Source organism: Streptomyces sp. NPDC002680, assembly GCF_042889145.1.
In the GTDB taxonomy this organism is placed as follows: Bacteria; Actinomycetota; Actinomycetes; order Streptomycetales; family Streptomycetaceae; genus Streptomyces; species Streptomyces adonidis.
On sequence record NZ_JBIAQP010000009.1, the window covers coordinates 127,034 to 142,047 of the forward strand.

Sequence of the window (15,014 nt, forward strand, 5' to 3'; positions counted from 1 at the left end):
CCCTCCCCCTGGCGCGGTCCAGTGCACTGTCAGTCTGCTGTTTGTTGCAGCAACACCAGTGTAAGAAGAGGGAGTTGCATCGGACCAGATAGTGAGATGTCCGTTGAGTTACGAAATTATCGGCCCGATGCTCAGCTTTGAACGGCCCCTTACTCGACGGTGATCGAGTCCAACTGTCCCCGCAGATAGACGTGCGAGTCGAAGGGTTCGTACGCGACCCGGCCCACCGGGGCGGGGACCGACTCGACGATCGTGCCCGGGGTGCACTCGCCGAAGTACACGAGGGACATCAGCTCCTCGGCGGGCGCGTCGGCCGGCGGCGGCAGCACCCGGTGCCGCCCCGACCGCCACCGGTCCCCGGTCCAACGGGCCATCAGATCACCGATGTTGATGGTGAACGCCTCCGGATCGAAGGGCGCGTCCTCCCAGCCGCCCTCGTCCGTGTAGACCTGCAGCCCGCCCTTCCCGGCCTGCCGGTCGAGGATCGTGACCGTCCCGAAGTCGGTGTGCGGCCCGATCCGGAACTGCCCCGGCTCCGGCTCGCCGACGACCTCGATCCCCGGGTACCAGTTGATGTTGAAGCCGTACGTCGGATGGTCCATGTGCCGGGAGAAGAAGTCGGATTCGATCCCGAGCGCGTCACCGAGCAGGGTGAGCAGCTCCTTCTCCAGCTCGCCCATCCGGTCGAGATACTCCTCGCACAGCGCCCGCAGCTCGGGCGCCTCGGTGGGCCACACGTTGGGCGCGCACCACTCGGCGTTGACGACCGGGTCGTCGAAGGGCTCGTGCGTGGCGAAGGACAGCGACTCCTTGAGGTCGGGCGGAGTCTCGGTCCCCTCCGAGTACCCGTTGGCCTCGGCCCCGGGCCCCAGCCACCCCCGCCCCCCGACCTTCACCGCGTACCGCTCCTTCGCCTCGGCGGGCAGCGCGAAGAAGGCACGGGCCGCCTCCCGGACGCCGGCCCGCAGGGCGGGGTCGACGCCGTGCCCGGTGACCAGCAGGAAACCGGCGGTCTGGAGGGCCTCGTCGACGGTACGGGCGATGGCGGCACGGGCGTCGGGGTCCCCGGAGAGCCAGGGGCGCAGGTCGATGGTGGGAATGCGCGGTTCCACGGGACGGTCACTCACCTGGTCACTCACCGATGTCCTCGTTCCACAGTGCGGGATTGTTCTTGATGAAGTCGCGCATCAGCTCGACGCACTCGGGATCGTCGAGCAGCACGATCTCGACGCCGTGCTCGGCGAGCCAGTCGTGGCCGCCGTGAAAGGTCACGGCCTCGCCCACGACCACCCGGGAGATGCCGAACTGCCGGACCAGACCCGAGCAGTACCAGCAGGGCGAGAGCGTGGTGACCATGGTCGTCCCACGGTACGAACGCTGCCGTCCCGCGTTCCGGAACGCGGCCGTCTCGCCGTGTGTCGAGGGGTCGCCGTCCTGGACGCGCCGGTTGTGCCCACGCCCGAGGAGCGTGCCGTCGGCGCCGAAGAGCGCGGCGCCGATCGGGATACCGCCCTCGGCGAGCCCGGCACGGGCCTCGGAGACGGCGACGGCGAGCCAGGAGCGGGCCTGTACGTCATCCAGCTGAACCATCTGATCCATCTGATCCATGGGTCCACTCTCCTTCGACGGAAACACCGGGGCAACGTGCGGAAAGTACTCTCCGGACATCCCGCAGCAGGACGAAGTGTCAGCGCCCCTGGAGGCACCCGTGCCCGCACTCACCCTCCGTGAAGTCCTGACCTTGGACCCGGTCCGCGCAGCCGACCCCGAACTGCTCACCGGCCAGTCGGCATTGGACCGTCCGGTGCGCTGGGTCCACTCCAGCGAGGTGTACGAGGGCGCGAACTTCCTGGACGGCGGCGAGCTGCTGCTGACCAACGGTTTCGGCCTCACCGACACGGACGAGGAGGTGCGGCGCCGGTACGTCCGTGAGCTGACCGCCCGGGGTGCGGCGGGCCTCGCGGTGGAGATCGGCCGCTCGCTCCCGGCGATGCCGCCCGAGGTGACGGACGAGGCCCGCCGCCTGGGCCTGCCCCTCCTGGCGCTCCGCCGGGTCGTCCCCTTCGTACGCATCACCGAGGCCGCCAACCGCGCGATCGTCGCCCGGGGCCTGTCCGGCCGTACGGTGGTCCGCCCCTGGGGCGACGACCACACCGCCGCCCTGCTCGCGGACCTCGCCGACGCCCAGCCCCTGAACCAGCCCGAGGTCGAGGCCCGCGCGGCCCTGTCCGGGTTCCACCCCGGCCCCGGCGCCCGGCTGATCGGCGTCTCCGTGCACGGCACGCGGGACGTCGGGGCGGTGGACCGGGCGGTGCGGGTCCTGGGCGGGGCGGTGCTGCGGGCGGCGTTCCCGGGGGATGTGCTGGCGCTGGTGGCGGTGCTGCCGGGGGCGGGAGTGGGGGCGGCGGGGCCTGGACCGAAGAGGGGACGGGATCCCGTACGGGCGGTGCAGGAAGCGTTCCGTACGGCGACCACCGCCCCCGGCCTCACCGTAGCCGTGGGCCACGCCGTCGACGCCGACAGCGGCTGGCTGCGCTGGAGCGAGACGCTGCGCGCGGCCCGTACGACGCTGGAACTGGCCCTGACGGTGCCGCCCCCGGAGCCGAACGCACCCCAGGGCCCCCTGGTGACCTCGTCCCGTGCCCTGGCCCTCGAACGGGAACTGACCCGAGGCGGGGTCGACGCCAACCACGACCGCCTGACCCGCCTGGTCCAGCACACCCTCGGCCCGCTGCTGGCCTGGGAGGCGGCCCACCCCAGCGACCTGGTCCGCACCCTGGAGGTCCACCTCCGCAACGGCTGCTCCCCGACCCGCACGGCGACCCTCCTCCACATAGGCCGCCAGTCCCTCTACCAACGCCTGGAACGCATCGAGTCCCTGCTGGGCCTGGAGATCGACGACCCGGACCTGCTGGGGGAGCTGCTGACGGCGGCTTGCGCGTGGCGGGTGGTGCGGGGGACGGGGGCGGCGGGGGCGGGAGCAGCGGGCCTGCGGACGGTGGCGTAGCAGCCGCTAGCCGAACGCCCGGAGGGTGACCTGGCGCGGCGGGTTGTACTCGGACACCGACAGCACGGTCTTCGGCGTCCGCAGCCCGTCCTCCTCGGCGAAGAGCTGCCGAGCGGCCTCGAACGAGACGTCCTCGGGAGAGTCGGGGGCGACGACCAGTGAGACCCGGTCGTACAGCTCACGGAGGGGCTCGGTCATGGTCCGGCCGTCCTCCTCGGCCTCCGTCCCCCAGATGTCCCACAGCAGGGTCTCCACCTTGTTCAGCGCGGCGAGGTCGAGCCGCACGTTGCCGGCCACGAACCACTCGCCGTTCAGCGGACCCTCCTCCGGCGGGTGGAGCCCGAAGGCGCCGGGGTCGGCGTCCCCGGCCCGGATGTCCCGCCAGGCCCGGCCCGCGACCAGGAAACGGTCACGGGGTACGTCCATCGGGTCGAAGCCGACGTTCCAGGCGGCGGTGACGGCGGGATCGGCGAGCTGCGCGTCGGCGAGCAGCCAGCCGCGCGCCTCGTCCCAGTACTCGGTGACGACGTGGTCGCAGTGGAAACCGTCCGTCCCGAAGTAGTCGGCGAACCCGGACCGCACCCGCGCGGGAACGCCGCTGTGCCGCAGCAGCGAACAGTGCAGCAGCGCGAAGTCCCGGCAGACGCCCACGAACCGGTCCCCGGCCGCGCGCCGCCGGGTCAGCGGGGAGTCGTCGCGGGCGATGACGATCCGCAGAATGTCGTCGAGGTAGCGGGTCTCGGCGTCGAGCCGCAGTCGCTCGGCGGGGTGCGTGTGCCGGAAGAGGTCGCCCTCGCGCCGGTGGATCATCAAGTCGCGTGCTGTGCGGGCGAGTTGGGCGGGGGAGGCGGGGAGGCCGGCGTACAGCGGAGCGAGGTCGCCGGGGTCGGAGAAGGTGCTGTGGGTGCGGTAGAAGGCGGCGGCCTCCGGGGCGGGACCGGGGTGCGCGGACGGCACGATGGGGCTCCCTGGGACTGGGGGTCGAGTACGTATTCGGTCGTACGTTCGATTGCCGGCCGGCTCGCACCACCGTGCCAAAATTCGCCGCAGATTGTCCAGGGGGGCGGGCAGGGGAGTGGGCCGGGGCGGGGAAAAGCATGTGAACGCCGGCCCTGCCGCGGCCAGAATGCCCCTGTGCCCCCTGCGAATCATGTCCATGTCCATGCCCATGTCCTGAACGGGCTCGCCGCCAACACCGCCCTGCCGCCGGAGCTGGTCGACCGGCTGATCGCGGTCGCGGCGGCCGACGCGGACTTCGTCGACGAACTCGTCGAACGCGAGGACCTCACGCACGCGCAGGTGGTCGCGCTCCACGCCCGGGTCCCGGAGACCGCTTTCCAGCTGCTCGACCGGGGGCGGGGCGACCCGGAGTGGGCCCGGCGGCTCGCGGCGGACCCGTGGCACCGGAACCGGGAACGACTGGCCTCCTGCCCGGGCCTGCCGCCCGACGTGGTGGAGACGCTCGCCGCCGACCCGGACGTGGACGTCGTCGCGGAACTCGCCCTGCGGGCGACCCCGGAGGCCGCGGCGAGGCTCGCCGGGCATCCGCACGCCGAGGTCCGCCGGGCCGTGGCCTGGAACGAGGCGACGCCGCCCGCCGTACTGGCGGCGCTGATCAGCGGGGAGGGGCTGCCGCCCGCGAGCCGGTGCGAGGTCTGCGACCGCGAGGAGACGCCGTACACCCACGACCCGGACTGCGAACACTCCGACTGCGATCTGCCGCCCGACGCCTCCTGCGACGGCTCCCACGAGTCCGCCGTGCACAACATCCAGCACGCGGCCCTGTGCAACTCCGCCACCCCCACCGAGGCCGTGGCCGCCTTCGCGGACCACCCGTCGACGATGCTGCGCTGGGCCCTCGCCGAACGCCACGACCTCCCTCCGGAGGCGGCCCGACGCCTCACCGTCGACCCCGTTCCCGGCATCCGCGCCGTCCTCGCCGAGAACCCGGCGATCGACGAGACCCTGATGCGCGCACTGGCGGACGACGAGAGCCGCGACGTTCGCTTCCACCTCGCGCACAACCCCAACGTGCCGCTCGACCTGCTCGCCCGCCTCGCCACCACCACGAAGCTCGGCGCCGCCCTGCTCCCACGCGTCGCGACCGCCTCCCCGGCCGAGGTCGAGGAGCTGGCCCGGTCGACCGACTCGACCGTACGGATGCTCCTGGCCCTGCGCCGCGATCTGCCCGCCGGGATACGCGACGCGCTGGCCGCCGACCCCGACGCGAAGGTGCTCAAGTCGATCGCACCGCACCCGGGCCTCTCCGAGGCACAGCTGCGCGCGATGCTCGACCGGCACGGAGTCCGGGTCCTCGCCAGGGTGGCGACCAACCCGGACGCGTCCGGGGAACTCCTGGAGGACCTCACCCGCCACCGGCCGCCGGTACAGAAGGCGTTCCGCGAGGTCGCCCGCCATCGCAACGCGACCCCGCGAGCACTGCTCGCCTGCCTGGCGGACATCCGGGCGAGAGCCATAGCCGCCGGTCACCCGGCACTCCCGCCCAAGGCCGTCGTGGAACTGCTCGCCGACGAGGAGTGGGGGGTGGCGGAGGCTGCGGCCGGCAATCCGTCGCTGCCGCGCGCGGTGATGCAGCGGCTGATGCCTTAGGGCGTGGGGCAGAGACTGGTGCCCATGTGCGCTTGCCCTGAGCTCCGTCGCGTCTCGCCCGGCGAGTACCCCGACAGGGGCCGATGGTCCGCCGTCGGTACGCCCCCGCGCCCCCGGGCGCACCGATGACCTGATCGCGGACTCGGTCCCGGACTTCCGCCACAGGCGATGCGGCACGGGCGATGCGGCACGGGTCGTGGTTTCGGCGCAGGTCCGCACGGTCGGCCGAGCTCTCGCAGGCCATCGGCGAGGCACCGGCGTCCCGGTTGCCGACAGTTCATGAGGCATGTCCCGTACAGCATGAGCACTCTGAACTACCTTGAGGAAACAGGGCGTTGGGGGAACCGCCTGGTGCGGGTGCGGCATCGGTACAGGCATGAACCGCGCCGCTGACGCGGTGTGCGCGGTGGCCGGCACGTGGAGCGGCGGAACCGGAGGAGGAGATCGTGATGTATGCGAGAGCCCGGTCGGTCTGCGGGGTGGTGATGACGTGCGCGGCGCTGCTGGTCGGCTGTACTGACGGCGGCAGCGGTCCGGATGGGGAGACGACGCGGGGGGCGAGCCCGGATCCCGCCCGGAGTGATGGTGACACGGAGGCGGTCACCGGCGTCGATGCCTTACCCGCGGCCTCGCCGACCGAACAGGCGGACCCGGCGAAGCAGCCGCGCAGCGCGGCCGAGGCGTGGGCGTTCGTCCGGAAGGTGATCGCCGATCCGGAGCAGGCCGGGTCGGGGGCGGCGCCGGGGACGCCGTACGAGAGCGATCCGAACACCTGGGCCGTGCTGGGCGAGAGCTGCGCATGGCAGCGGGAGGGTCTGCCGGAGGACGTACTGGCCACGCTCACCCGCCACTTCGAGGTGCCCGCGAGCGGTGCCGAGGGGGCGATGCGGATGTCGACCACGGTCACCGTGCACCGGACGGCGCTGGACGCCGCCTGGGAGCAGGCCGGGATGCTGGAGGAGGCCGTCGGCTGCCCGGAACAGACCCTGCGGGCGGGCGAGCGGCTGACCGATCTCTCCTCCGTGGCCGTCGCCTGGGGCGAGAGCGGCAACACGTCCAGCGACGACTCGCTGTCGGAGTCGGGCGCGTGCGTCAGCGACACCCGGGGCGGGCCGTACCCCTACTCGTGGACGCAGTCCGTGTTCGGCCCGGTCGTGATCTCCGCGTCCTCGTGCGGAGGGCAGGAGGGCACGTCGCCCGAGTTGGATGTGGCCGCCAGGACGCTGGTGCGGGTGCAGGACGTGATCGGAAGCCCCACCGGGGCAGACTCGGCCTCACCGGACCCGGCAACCTCCCCCGGTACCCCCGCCGCCACCCCCTCCGCCAGCCCCACCGTCGGGGACAAGAAGGGCGGCGAGTGATGGAGCGTCTCCTTCCCGCCGACCCCTCCCGCCTCGGCGACAACCGTCTGCTGGGCCGCCTGGGAGCCGGCGGCATGGGCGTGGTCTACCTGGCCAGGACCGGGACCGGCGACCTGGCCGCCGTGAAGGTGATCCAGCCCGAGTACGCCGAACAGGCCGAGTTCCGGGCCCGTTTCCGACGCGAGGCGTCCTCTGCCGGGCAGGTCGACAGCCCGTGGGTGGTACGGGTGCTCGGCGCGGACACGGAGGCGGCGGCGCCCTGGCTGGCCACCACGTTCGTGCCCGGACCCTCCCTCGCCGAGGCGGTCGCGGCCTGCGGACCGCTGCCGGACCGTGCGGTACGGGTGCTCGGCAAGGTGCTGGCCCGCGCCCTGACCACCGTGCACGAGGCAGGCCTGGTCCACCGGGACGTCAAGCCGGGCAACATCCTGCTCGCCCTCGACGGCCCCCGCCTCATCGACTTCGGGATCGCCCGTCCGACAGCGGCCGACGAGACCGAGCTGACCTCGGACAACATGGTGGTCGGCACCCCCGGCTTCCTCTCTCCCGAGCAGGCACGGGCGCGGCAGGTGGGCGCGGCGAGCGACGTCTTCTCGCTGGGGTGCGTGCTGGCGTACGCGGCCACCGGCCGCCTGCCGTTCGGCACCGGCGCGGCGGACGCGCTGCTGTACCGCACCGTCCACGACGAGCCCGAGCTGGACGGTGTCGAGGACACCGAGCTGCGGGCGCTGCTCGGCCGCTGCCTGGCGAAGGAGCCGGAGGAGCGGCCCACGTCCGCCGAGCTGGACGCGGCACTGGTGGAGGACGCCCCGGCCGGCACCGTCGACTGGCTGCCCGACCCGGTCGTACGGATGATCGCCGAACGGTCGGCGGAGATGCTCGCCCTTCCGGGCATAGAGCCCACCGAAGTCCCGCAGGATTCCCCGGAGTTCCCGGATTCCCAGGACTCCCCGGGGCGCAGCCGCCGCAGGGTCCTCGCCCTGGGCGGCGGCGCGGCGCTGCTCCTGGCGGGCGGCGGGGCCGCGCTGTGGGCGGCGTTGCGCGACGACGAGGACACTCCGCGGGCACAGACCGCGAACAGCCCCTGGGTCATCGGCCTCCACGCGGATCTGACGGGCCCGCTGCGGGAGGCCGGGCGGGCGCAGGAGCGGGGCGCGCGGCTGGCGGTGGAGCGGTTCAACGCACGCGAGGGCAGGCCGTTCACCCTCGCCCTGCGGACCGAGGACGACCGGGGGGAGCCGGCCCGCGCGGTCCGGGCGGCGCGGCGGCTGACCGGCGCCACCGATGTCCTCGCCGTGGTCGGCCCCACCGGCTACGCCTCGACGCTGGCCGCGCTGGAGGTCTACGACGCCGCCGTGATGCCCCTGCTGACGGTGTCGGAGCTGTCGACCCGCGCCGCGCAGGCGGGCATCGCCGGCACCGACCCGCGCTCGTACTTCCAGGCCGCGACGCTGTCCGCGTACGGCGCCTTCGCCACTGTCACCGCACTCGGCGCGGGGGGTGTCGGCAAAATGGGTCTGCTGGGCGACAGGGCGGGCGGGCTGGTCGGCATGGAGTCAGTGCTCGTGACCAGCAGCGCCGCGAGCGGCCAGCTGGAGCTGTACCTGCGCGTGGTGCCGGCCCTCGCGAGCACGAGCGACCTGGCACCCGTCACCGACGACATGCTCGGCCGCGGTGTCGACGGCTTCTACTACATCGGCACCCCCGAACGCGCCGCCGCGGTCGCCCGTACCCTCGCGGAGCGGAACTTCACCGGGCCCCGCTACCTCGACGCCGCCTCCGCCACCGGGGCCTTCGTCGCCGGGGCGGGCCGGGCGGCCGAGGGCTGGCAGGCGCTGACGTCGTACATCGGACCCGACGCCGCACCCGTGAGCGCCTTCGCCACCGCCTACCGCAAGCGGTACGGCAGCGCGCCGGGCCCGTGGGCGGCCGAGGCGTACGACGTGACGCGGCTGCTCGCCGACCGGCTCACCGCCCTCGCCCCGAAGGGCGGGAAGCGGCCCACCCACGACCGGCTCACCCGGGCCCTCGCCGCGGCCCGGTTCACCGGGGTGGCCGCGACCTACGCCTTCGACGACCGGAAGCGGATGAAGCAGCGACTGATGCACCAGTACCGCGTCCAGAACAGCCGGTTCGCGTACGTGGGCGTCCTGGACCTCACCGGAAGCTGATCCGACGGGATCCGACGGGATCCGGCGCGGTAGATGTCGGAGGGGCTGGGACGGTGGCCGTGGAACCGGAGGAGCTGGACTGATGCGGGCGCTGCACGCGCACGACCCCGGCGAGCTGGGCGGGCACCGGCTGCTCGCCCGGCTCGGCGCGGGCGGCATGGGCGTGGTCTACCTGGCCCGCACCGCCGACGGGACCCTGGTCGCCCTGAAGGTCATCCGCGCCGAGTACGCCGCCGACCGGGCCTTCCGGGAACGGTTCCGGCGCGAGGCGCGGCTGGCCAGGGGGTTCACCTGCCGCTGGCTGGTGCCGGTCACCGACGCCGACGCCGAGGCCCGCGAGCCGTGGCTGGCCACCGCGTTCGTGCCGGGGCCGTCCCTGGCCGAGGCGGTGGACGGCCACGGCCCGCTGACGCCGTACGCCGTCACCGCGCTCGGCGCCCGGCTGGCGGAGGCACTGACCGAGGTGCACGGTGCCGGCCTGGTGCACCGGGACGTCAAACCGGGCAACGTCCTGCTCGCCCTCGACGGCCCCCGGCTGATCGACTTCGGCATCGCCCAGGCCGGCGGTGCCACGGCGCTGACCGAGCCCGGCGCGATCGTCGGCACCCCCGGCTACCTCGCCCCCGAGCAGGCCCGGACCGGTGGCGAGGCGGCCCCGGCGAGCGACCTGTTCGCCCTGGGCTGTGTGCTGGCGTACGCCCTCACCGGGCAGCGGCCCTTCGGCCTCGGCGACCCGGCCGCCGTCCTGTACCGCACCGTGCACGAGGAACCCGACGTACCCGGCCTCGACCGGCTGCCGCTCCCCCTGCGTACGGCGATCGCGGGCTGCCTGGCCAAGGACCCCGCCGGGCGCCCCACAGCCACCGAGCTCGCCCGCTCCCTGCGGGATGTCAAGCAGCCGGCGACCGGCCCCGATCAACAGGCCGCTCCCCATCAACAGACCACTCCCGTACAGGAGTTCACCTCCGCCCCGGCCCTCCCGGCCGACTGGCTCCCCTCCGCCGTGCTACGCCTGGTCGCCGACCGCTCGGCCCGCGCTCTGGACCCGCCGCCCCGGCAGAGCGGACCCACGGCCCCACTGGAGCCCACCCTCATCGACGAGGGACGCGCGCCCTCCCGGCGCCGGATCCTCGCCATCGGCGGCTCGGCCGTCGCGGTCCTCGCTGCGTCCGGTACCGGCACCGCGATCGTTCTGATGAACCGTCAGGAAACCACGCAGGGCGGCGCGGCGCAGAACCTGCCCACCCATGTCATCGGCTTCCAGGCCGCCCTGACAGGTGATCAGAAAGAGGTCGGACTGGCGCAGGAGCGCGGCGCCCGGCTCGCCGTGGCCGCCCACAACGCCCGCAAGGACACCCGCTTCCGGCTCGCCCTCACCTCGTACGACGACCGGGGCGAGGCCGGGCGGGCGAAGGCAGGGGCCCGCAAGCTGCTCGCCGAGCGGTCCCTGTGCGCGGTGATCGGCCCCACCACCGTCGCCGCCGCCCGCGTGGCGGTCCCCCTGTACGGGGAGGCGTCCACGCCGGTCCTGCTCGTCTCGGCCGACTACGACGCCCTGGGGCTGTCTGCGGCCACGGAACGCACCCTCTGCGTGACCACGGCCCCGAGCAGGTACCGGACCACACCGGTGCTCGCCTACCTGACCTGGGTCCACAAGGTCGAGCGCACCGCCGTCGTCCAGGATCAGGCCGCGGGCGAGATGGCCGCCGGCCTCGCCCGCGACCTGCGCGAGACACCGCCCAGTGAGGGCACCGCCACCGTCCACCCGGTGGCGTCCGGCACGGACGACTTCGGCCCGGCCGTCGCCGCCGCGCTGGCCACGCGCCCCGAGGCCGTCGTCTACGCGGGCACCTCGCCGACCCGGGCCGCGGCCTGTGCCCGCGCGCTGGCCACCGCGGGTTTCACCGGTCCCCGGGTGACCTTCGAACCCGTCATGCGCCCGGCTTTCCCGGAGGCCGCGGGCGAGGCCGCCGAGGGCTGGGTGTCGGGGGCGCCCTACAGCGAACCGCAGTCGTCGGACAGCAAGGCCGCCAAGGCCTTCACCGCCGCGTACCGCGACCGCTACGGCGCGCCTCCCGCCCGCTGGGCCGCCGAGGCCTATGACGCGGTGGGTCTGATCGCCGCCTCCCTGAACGCCAACGGCGGCGGCGCCGGCATCACCCCCGGGCAGGTCGCCGAACGCCTCTTCAAACTCACCTACGACGGTGTGGCCAAGCCCATCCGCTTCAACCAGGACATCACCCACAGCCTCCGACCCGAGAACACGAGCTTCCTGTACCAGGTCAGGGGCGGTCAGTTCCGCTTCCTGGGCCGGTACGACCAGGTGAGCTGACCGGCGCCGCTCCGATGACCGTCCCGCGCCGCTCGACGTACTCGATGTACTCCGCCAACCGCCCCGCCCCCGTCAGCATCGCCCGCGTGCGCCCCGCCAGTGCCTCCCCACGTGCCGCGACCGCCGCGCGCAGTGCCTCCGTGCTGCCCTGCTGACGCAGTTCTTCCAGTACCGGGCTGATCTGGTCCAGGGGGTAGTGGCTGCGGCGGAGGGTCTGGATCAGGCGGGCGTCGCGGATGTCGTCGGGGCCGAACCGGCGGTAGCGCGTGCCGCGTTCGCGGGCCGGGGTGAGGAGTCCCGCCGCCTCCCACACCCGTAGCGCGGACGTCCGTACGCCGAGCAGTGCGGCCACCTCGCCGATCCGCAGGTCGGCCGTACGGGGTGTCGCCGCCGGAGTCCGCCGGGTGGCCAGGGCCTCCAGGGCCTCGCGGGTCGCCCGCAGTGCCGTCCGCTGCTCGTGCAGCCCGGCGTGCGCCGCGTCGACGAGCGCGAGGGCGCCCGGTACGTCACCGTCGTGCAGGGTCCGCATGACGGCGGTCGCCGCCAGTGGGCCGTACCCCGGTTGCAGGGCCCGGTAGGTGAGCAGCGCGCGGCGGTGCACGTCCCCGAAGACGCGGTACCCCGACTCCGTCCGCGCCGCCGGGGGCAGGACGCCCGCGTCCTCGTAGTTGCGGATCTGCTGCGTCGACAGTCCCGACAGCCGGGCCAGGTCGACGGGACGGAGTCGCGACTCGTGGTTCATCACGGATTTGAAGCTTAGAGGCAGTGCGGCCCGGTGTTTCTGCCTAAAAATCTCAACAGGAACTTCAATGAAAAACTTGAAGGTATGGATGAAGACACGGTTGACCGAAGTTCCGTGATGCACGTCAAAGGTGCCCGTCTCCACAATCTCAAGAACGTCTCGCTCGCGATCCCGAAGCGGAAACTGGTCGTCATGACCGGTCTCTCCGGTTCCGGCAAGTCCACGCTCGCCCTCGACACCCTCCACCGGGAGAGCCACCGGCAGTACATGGAGTCGTGGGGTGTGGCGACCGCCGGTGTCAGCAGGCCCTCCGTCGACTCGATCACCGGGCTGTCCCCGTCGGTCAGCGTCGACCAGCGCCCGGCCGGACGCGGCCCGCGCTCGACGGTCGGCACGGCGACCGAGGTCTTCACCTATCTGCGGCTGCTGTGGTCCCGGATCGGCGTACGGCCGTGCCCGAGCTGTGGGGAGGGGGTCCCTCCGTCGTACGCCCACGCCCCGGAAGGCGACGACGAGGAGGAGAGGGAGGGGGCCGGGGGCGTGAACTGTCCGCACTGCGCCGCGCCCGTGCCCGGACTCGTCATGGGTTCCTTCTCCTTCAACAAGCCCGCCGGTGCTTGCCCCTCCTGCACGGGGCTCGGCGAGGTGATCCGGGTGGACGTACGGACCCTGGTGGACGAGGAGTCGAGCGTCGCCGCCGGTGCGGTGCGGGGCTGGCCCCGGCAAGTCGTCGAGCGGAACGTGCAGTTGTTGCTGGCAGCGGCCCACCACTACGGCCTCACCTTCGACGCGGACACTCCGGTCACCGAACTGGCCCCGGCGGCAAGGGACTTGCTCCTGTACGGGGTCGAGTCACCGGAGTTCCGGCGCCGCTTCCCGGCTGTCGAGGCCCCGACCACCGTCTCCGCAGGCCGCTTCGAGGGGGTCGTCACCGCGTTCATGCGGCGCTACGCCGATCGGGTCGACGACACCGACTACCGGCAGAAGGCCGAGCGTTCGATGGTGAAGGAGGTCTGCGGGGCGTGCGCGGGGACCCGGCTGCGTGGCGAGAGCCGGGCCGTCACCGTGCACGGGCTCGGCATCACGGACGCGGCCCGGCTGCCGCTCGCCGAACTCGCGGACTGGGTGGGCGAGTTGAGGTCACGGGCGACCGGGGACGAGTGGCGGTTCGCCGAGCCCGTCGTGGCCGACCTGGAGGAGCGGGTACGACGGCTCGTCGACACCGGGGTCGGCTATCTGACCCTCGACCAGTCGAGCACCAGCCTCTCCGCAGGCGAGTCCCAGCGGCTGCGCCTGGCCGCGCTGCTCGGCTCGGGCCTCACCGGCATGCTGTACGTCCTCGACGAGCCGACGATCGGGCTGCACCCCGCCGACACCGCCCGCCTCGTCGACGTACTGCGCCGTCTGCGCGACCTGGGCAACACGGTCCTCGTCATCGAGCACGACCTGGACGTGCTGTGGGCCGCCGATCACGTCGTCGACATCGGTCCTGGCGCGGGCCGGGACGGCGGCCGGGTCGTCGCCTCGGGGACGCCGGAGGAGGTGGCGGCGACGGAGGGGTCGGTCACCGGGGCGTATCTGTCGGGGCGGCTCCAGCACCCCGTACGGAAGGAACGGCCGGACAGGGCCGAGGAGTTGGTGATTCGCGGGGCCCGTGCACACAACCTCCGGGACGTCACCGTACGGATTCCGCTCGGGCGGCTGGTGACGGTCACCGGGCCGTCCGGGTCGGGCAAGTCGACGCTGATACTGGATGTGTTGGGGCGGGCGGCACAGCAACGTCTGGACCCGGCAAGGGCATTGCCGGTGTCGCCGGGGGAGCACGACGGCATCGACGGCTGGGAGCATCTCGACAAGGTCGTGACGATCGACCAGGAGCCGATCAGCCGCCTCCCGCGTTCGAACGCGGCGACGTACGCGGACGTCTTCACGCCGGTGAGAGAGCTGTTCGCCGCGCAGGACACGGCAAGGTCCAGGGGCCTGACTCCCGCCTCCTTCTCCTTCAACGTGCCGGGCGGGCGCTGCGAGCGGTGCGAGGGTGCCGGTGTGCTCGCCGTGCACATGCATTTCCTGCCCGCGGTGGAGGTGCGGTGTCCGGGCTGCCGGGGCCGCCGGTTCCGGAGCGAGGTGCTCGCGGTCCGCTACGACGGGTACGACATCGCCGAGGTACTGGCCGCCACGGTGGACGAGGCGCTGACCGTCTTCCGGGGCGTACGGCAGGTCGCGGCCCGGCTGCGGCGGCTCTCGGACGTGGGCCTCGGCTACCTCCCCCTCGGCCAGCCGGCCACCACCCTCTCCGGCGGCGAGGCCCAACGCCTCAAGCTGGCCAAGGAGTTGGGGCGCCGCGCGACCGGACGCACCCTCTACCTCCTCGACGAGCCGACCACAGGCCTGCACGCCGCCGACACCGCCCGCCTGCTCGACGTACTCCAACGCCTCGTCGACGCGGGCCACTCGGTCGTGACGATCGAGCACAACCTCGACGTCATGCGCGCCTCCGACTGGCTCGTCGACCTCGGCCCGGAGGGCGGCGCCGGGGGCGGGCTCGTGGTGGCGGAGGGGACGCCGGAGGAGGTCGCGGTGGTGGCCGGTTCCCGGACGGGGGCGTTTCTGCGCGGGGGCGGTTTCCCGGGCGGAGCGGCCTGGTAGGCGTCGTTCATCGACGAGGGGTTGTCCGGATCGAGGTTGAGGTCGAGGCCGAGGTCGAGGGCGACGAAGACGGCGAGCCGGGCGAGCACGCGGCAGACGTGCGGTCGCTCTGCCGCCTGAGCGTGCCAGGATGCCGAGGACA

Annotated in this window: 10 protein-coding genes; 6 read left to right on the forward strand and 4 right to left on the reverse strand. The window is 73.2% G+C overall.

What is annotated here, in order from left to right; all coding sequences use genetic code 11:
- Window positions 1–149: 149 nt before the first annotated feature.
- Both ACFYXF_RS24125 and ACFYXF_RS24130 read right to left on the reverse strand, forming a co-directional pair.
- A complete protein-coding gene (locus ACFYXF_RS24125; RefSeq protein WP_389352204.1) occupies window positions 150–1,139 on the reverse strand; it encodes an isopenicillin N synthase family dioxygenase in 990 nt (329 codons plus the stop codon).
- Window positions 1,132–1,590, reverse strand: coding sequence for a nucleoside deaminase (locus ACFYXF_RS24130; RefSeq protein WP_389352664.1), 459 nt, complete (start codon window positions 1,588–1,590; stop codon window positions 1,132–1,134). The genes ACFYXF_RS24125 and ACFYXF_RS24130 overlap by 8 nt, the downstream gene beginning before the upstream one ends.
- Before the next feature lie 118 nt (window positions 1,591–1,708).
- Here ACFYXF_RS24130 and ACFYXF_RS24135 point away from each other — a divergent pair, with 118 nt between their 5' ends.
- A complete protein-coding gene (locus ACFYXF_RS24135; protein ID WP_389352206.1) occupies window positions 1,709–3,007 on the forward strand; it encodes a PucR family transcriptional regulator in 1,299 nt (432 codons plus the stop codon).
- A gap of 6 nt (window positions 3,008–3,013) precedes the next feature.
- Here ACFYXF_RS24135 and ACFYXF_RS24140 read toward each other — a convergent pair whose 3' ends face one another.
- Window positions 3,014–3,964 (reverse strand): transglutaminase-like domain-containing protein, encoded by a 951-nt coding sequence (locus ACFYXF_RS24140; RefSeq protein WP_389352207.1) that lies wholly within the window; start codon window positions 3,962–3,964, stop codon window positions 3,014–3,016.
- A 177-nt stretch (window positions 3,965–4,141) separates the two neighbouring features.
- On the opposite strand from ACFYXF_RS24140, the gene ACFYXF_RS24145 reads away from it, so the two are divergent.
- The 4 genes from ACFYXF_RS24145 (at window position 4,142) to ACFYXF_RS24160 (ending at window position 11,481) form a co-directional block, all read left to right on the forward strand.
- A complete protein-coding gene (locus ACFYXF_RS24145; protein ID WP_389352209.1) occupies window positions 4,142–5,617 on the forward strand; it encodes a hypothetical protein in 1,476 nt (491 codons plus the stop codon).
- Window positions 5,618–6,066: 449 nt separating this feature from the next.
- Window positions 6,067–6,978 (forward strand): hypothetical protein, encoded by a 912-nt coding sequence (locus ACFYXF_RS24150; protein ID WP_389352666.1) that lies wholly within the window; start codon window positions 6,067–6,069, stop codon window positions 6,976–6,978.
- Window positions 6,978–9,149 (forward strand): bifunctional serine/threonine-protein kinase/ABC transporter substrate-binding protein, encoded by a 2,172-nt coding sequence (locus tag ACFYXF_RS24155; protein ID WP_389352211.1) that lies wholly within the window; start codon window positions 6,978–6,980, stop codon window positions 9,147–9,149. The genes ACFYXF_RS24150 and ACFYXF_RS24155 overlap by 1 nt, the downstream gene beginning before the upstream one ends.
- Before the next feature lie 82 nt (window positions 9,150–9,231).
- A complete protein-coding gene (locus ACFYXF_RS24160) occupies window positions 9,232–11,481 on the forward strand; it encodes a bifunctional serine/threonine-protein kinase/ABC transporter substrate-binding protein (protein ID WP_389352212.1) in 2,250 nt (749 codons plus the stop codon).
- Here ACFYXF_RS24160 and ACFYXF_RS24165 read toward each other — a convergent pair.
- Entirely contained in the window at window positions 11,432–12,223 is a 792-nt protein-coding gene (locus tag ACFYXF_RS24165) for a MerR family transcriptional regulator (RefSeq protein ID WP_389352214.1), read from the reverse strand. The genes ACFYXF_RS24160 and ACFYXF_RS24165 overlap by 50 nt on opposite strands.
- A 117-nt stretch (window positions 12,224–12,340) precedes the next feature.
- Between ACFYXF_RS24165 and uvrA the strand changes: the two genes are divergently transcribed.
- Window positions 12,341–14,872, forward strand: coding sequence for an excinuclease ABC subunit UvrA (uvrA, locus tag ACFYXF_RS24170; protein ID WP_389352215.1), 2,532 nt, complete (start codon window positions 12,341–12,343; stop codon window positions 14,870–14,872).
- Window positions 14,873–15,014: the final 142 nt, after the last annotated feature.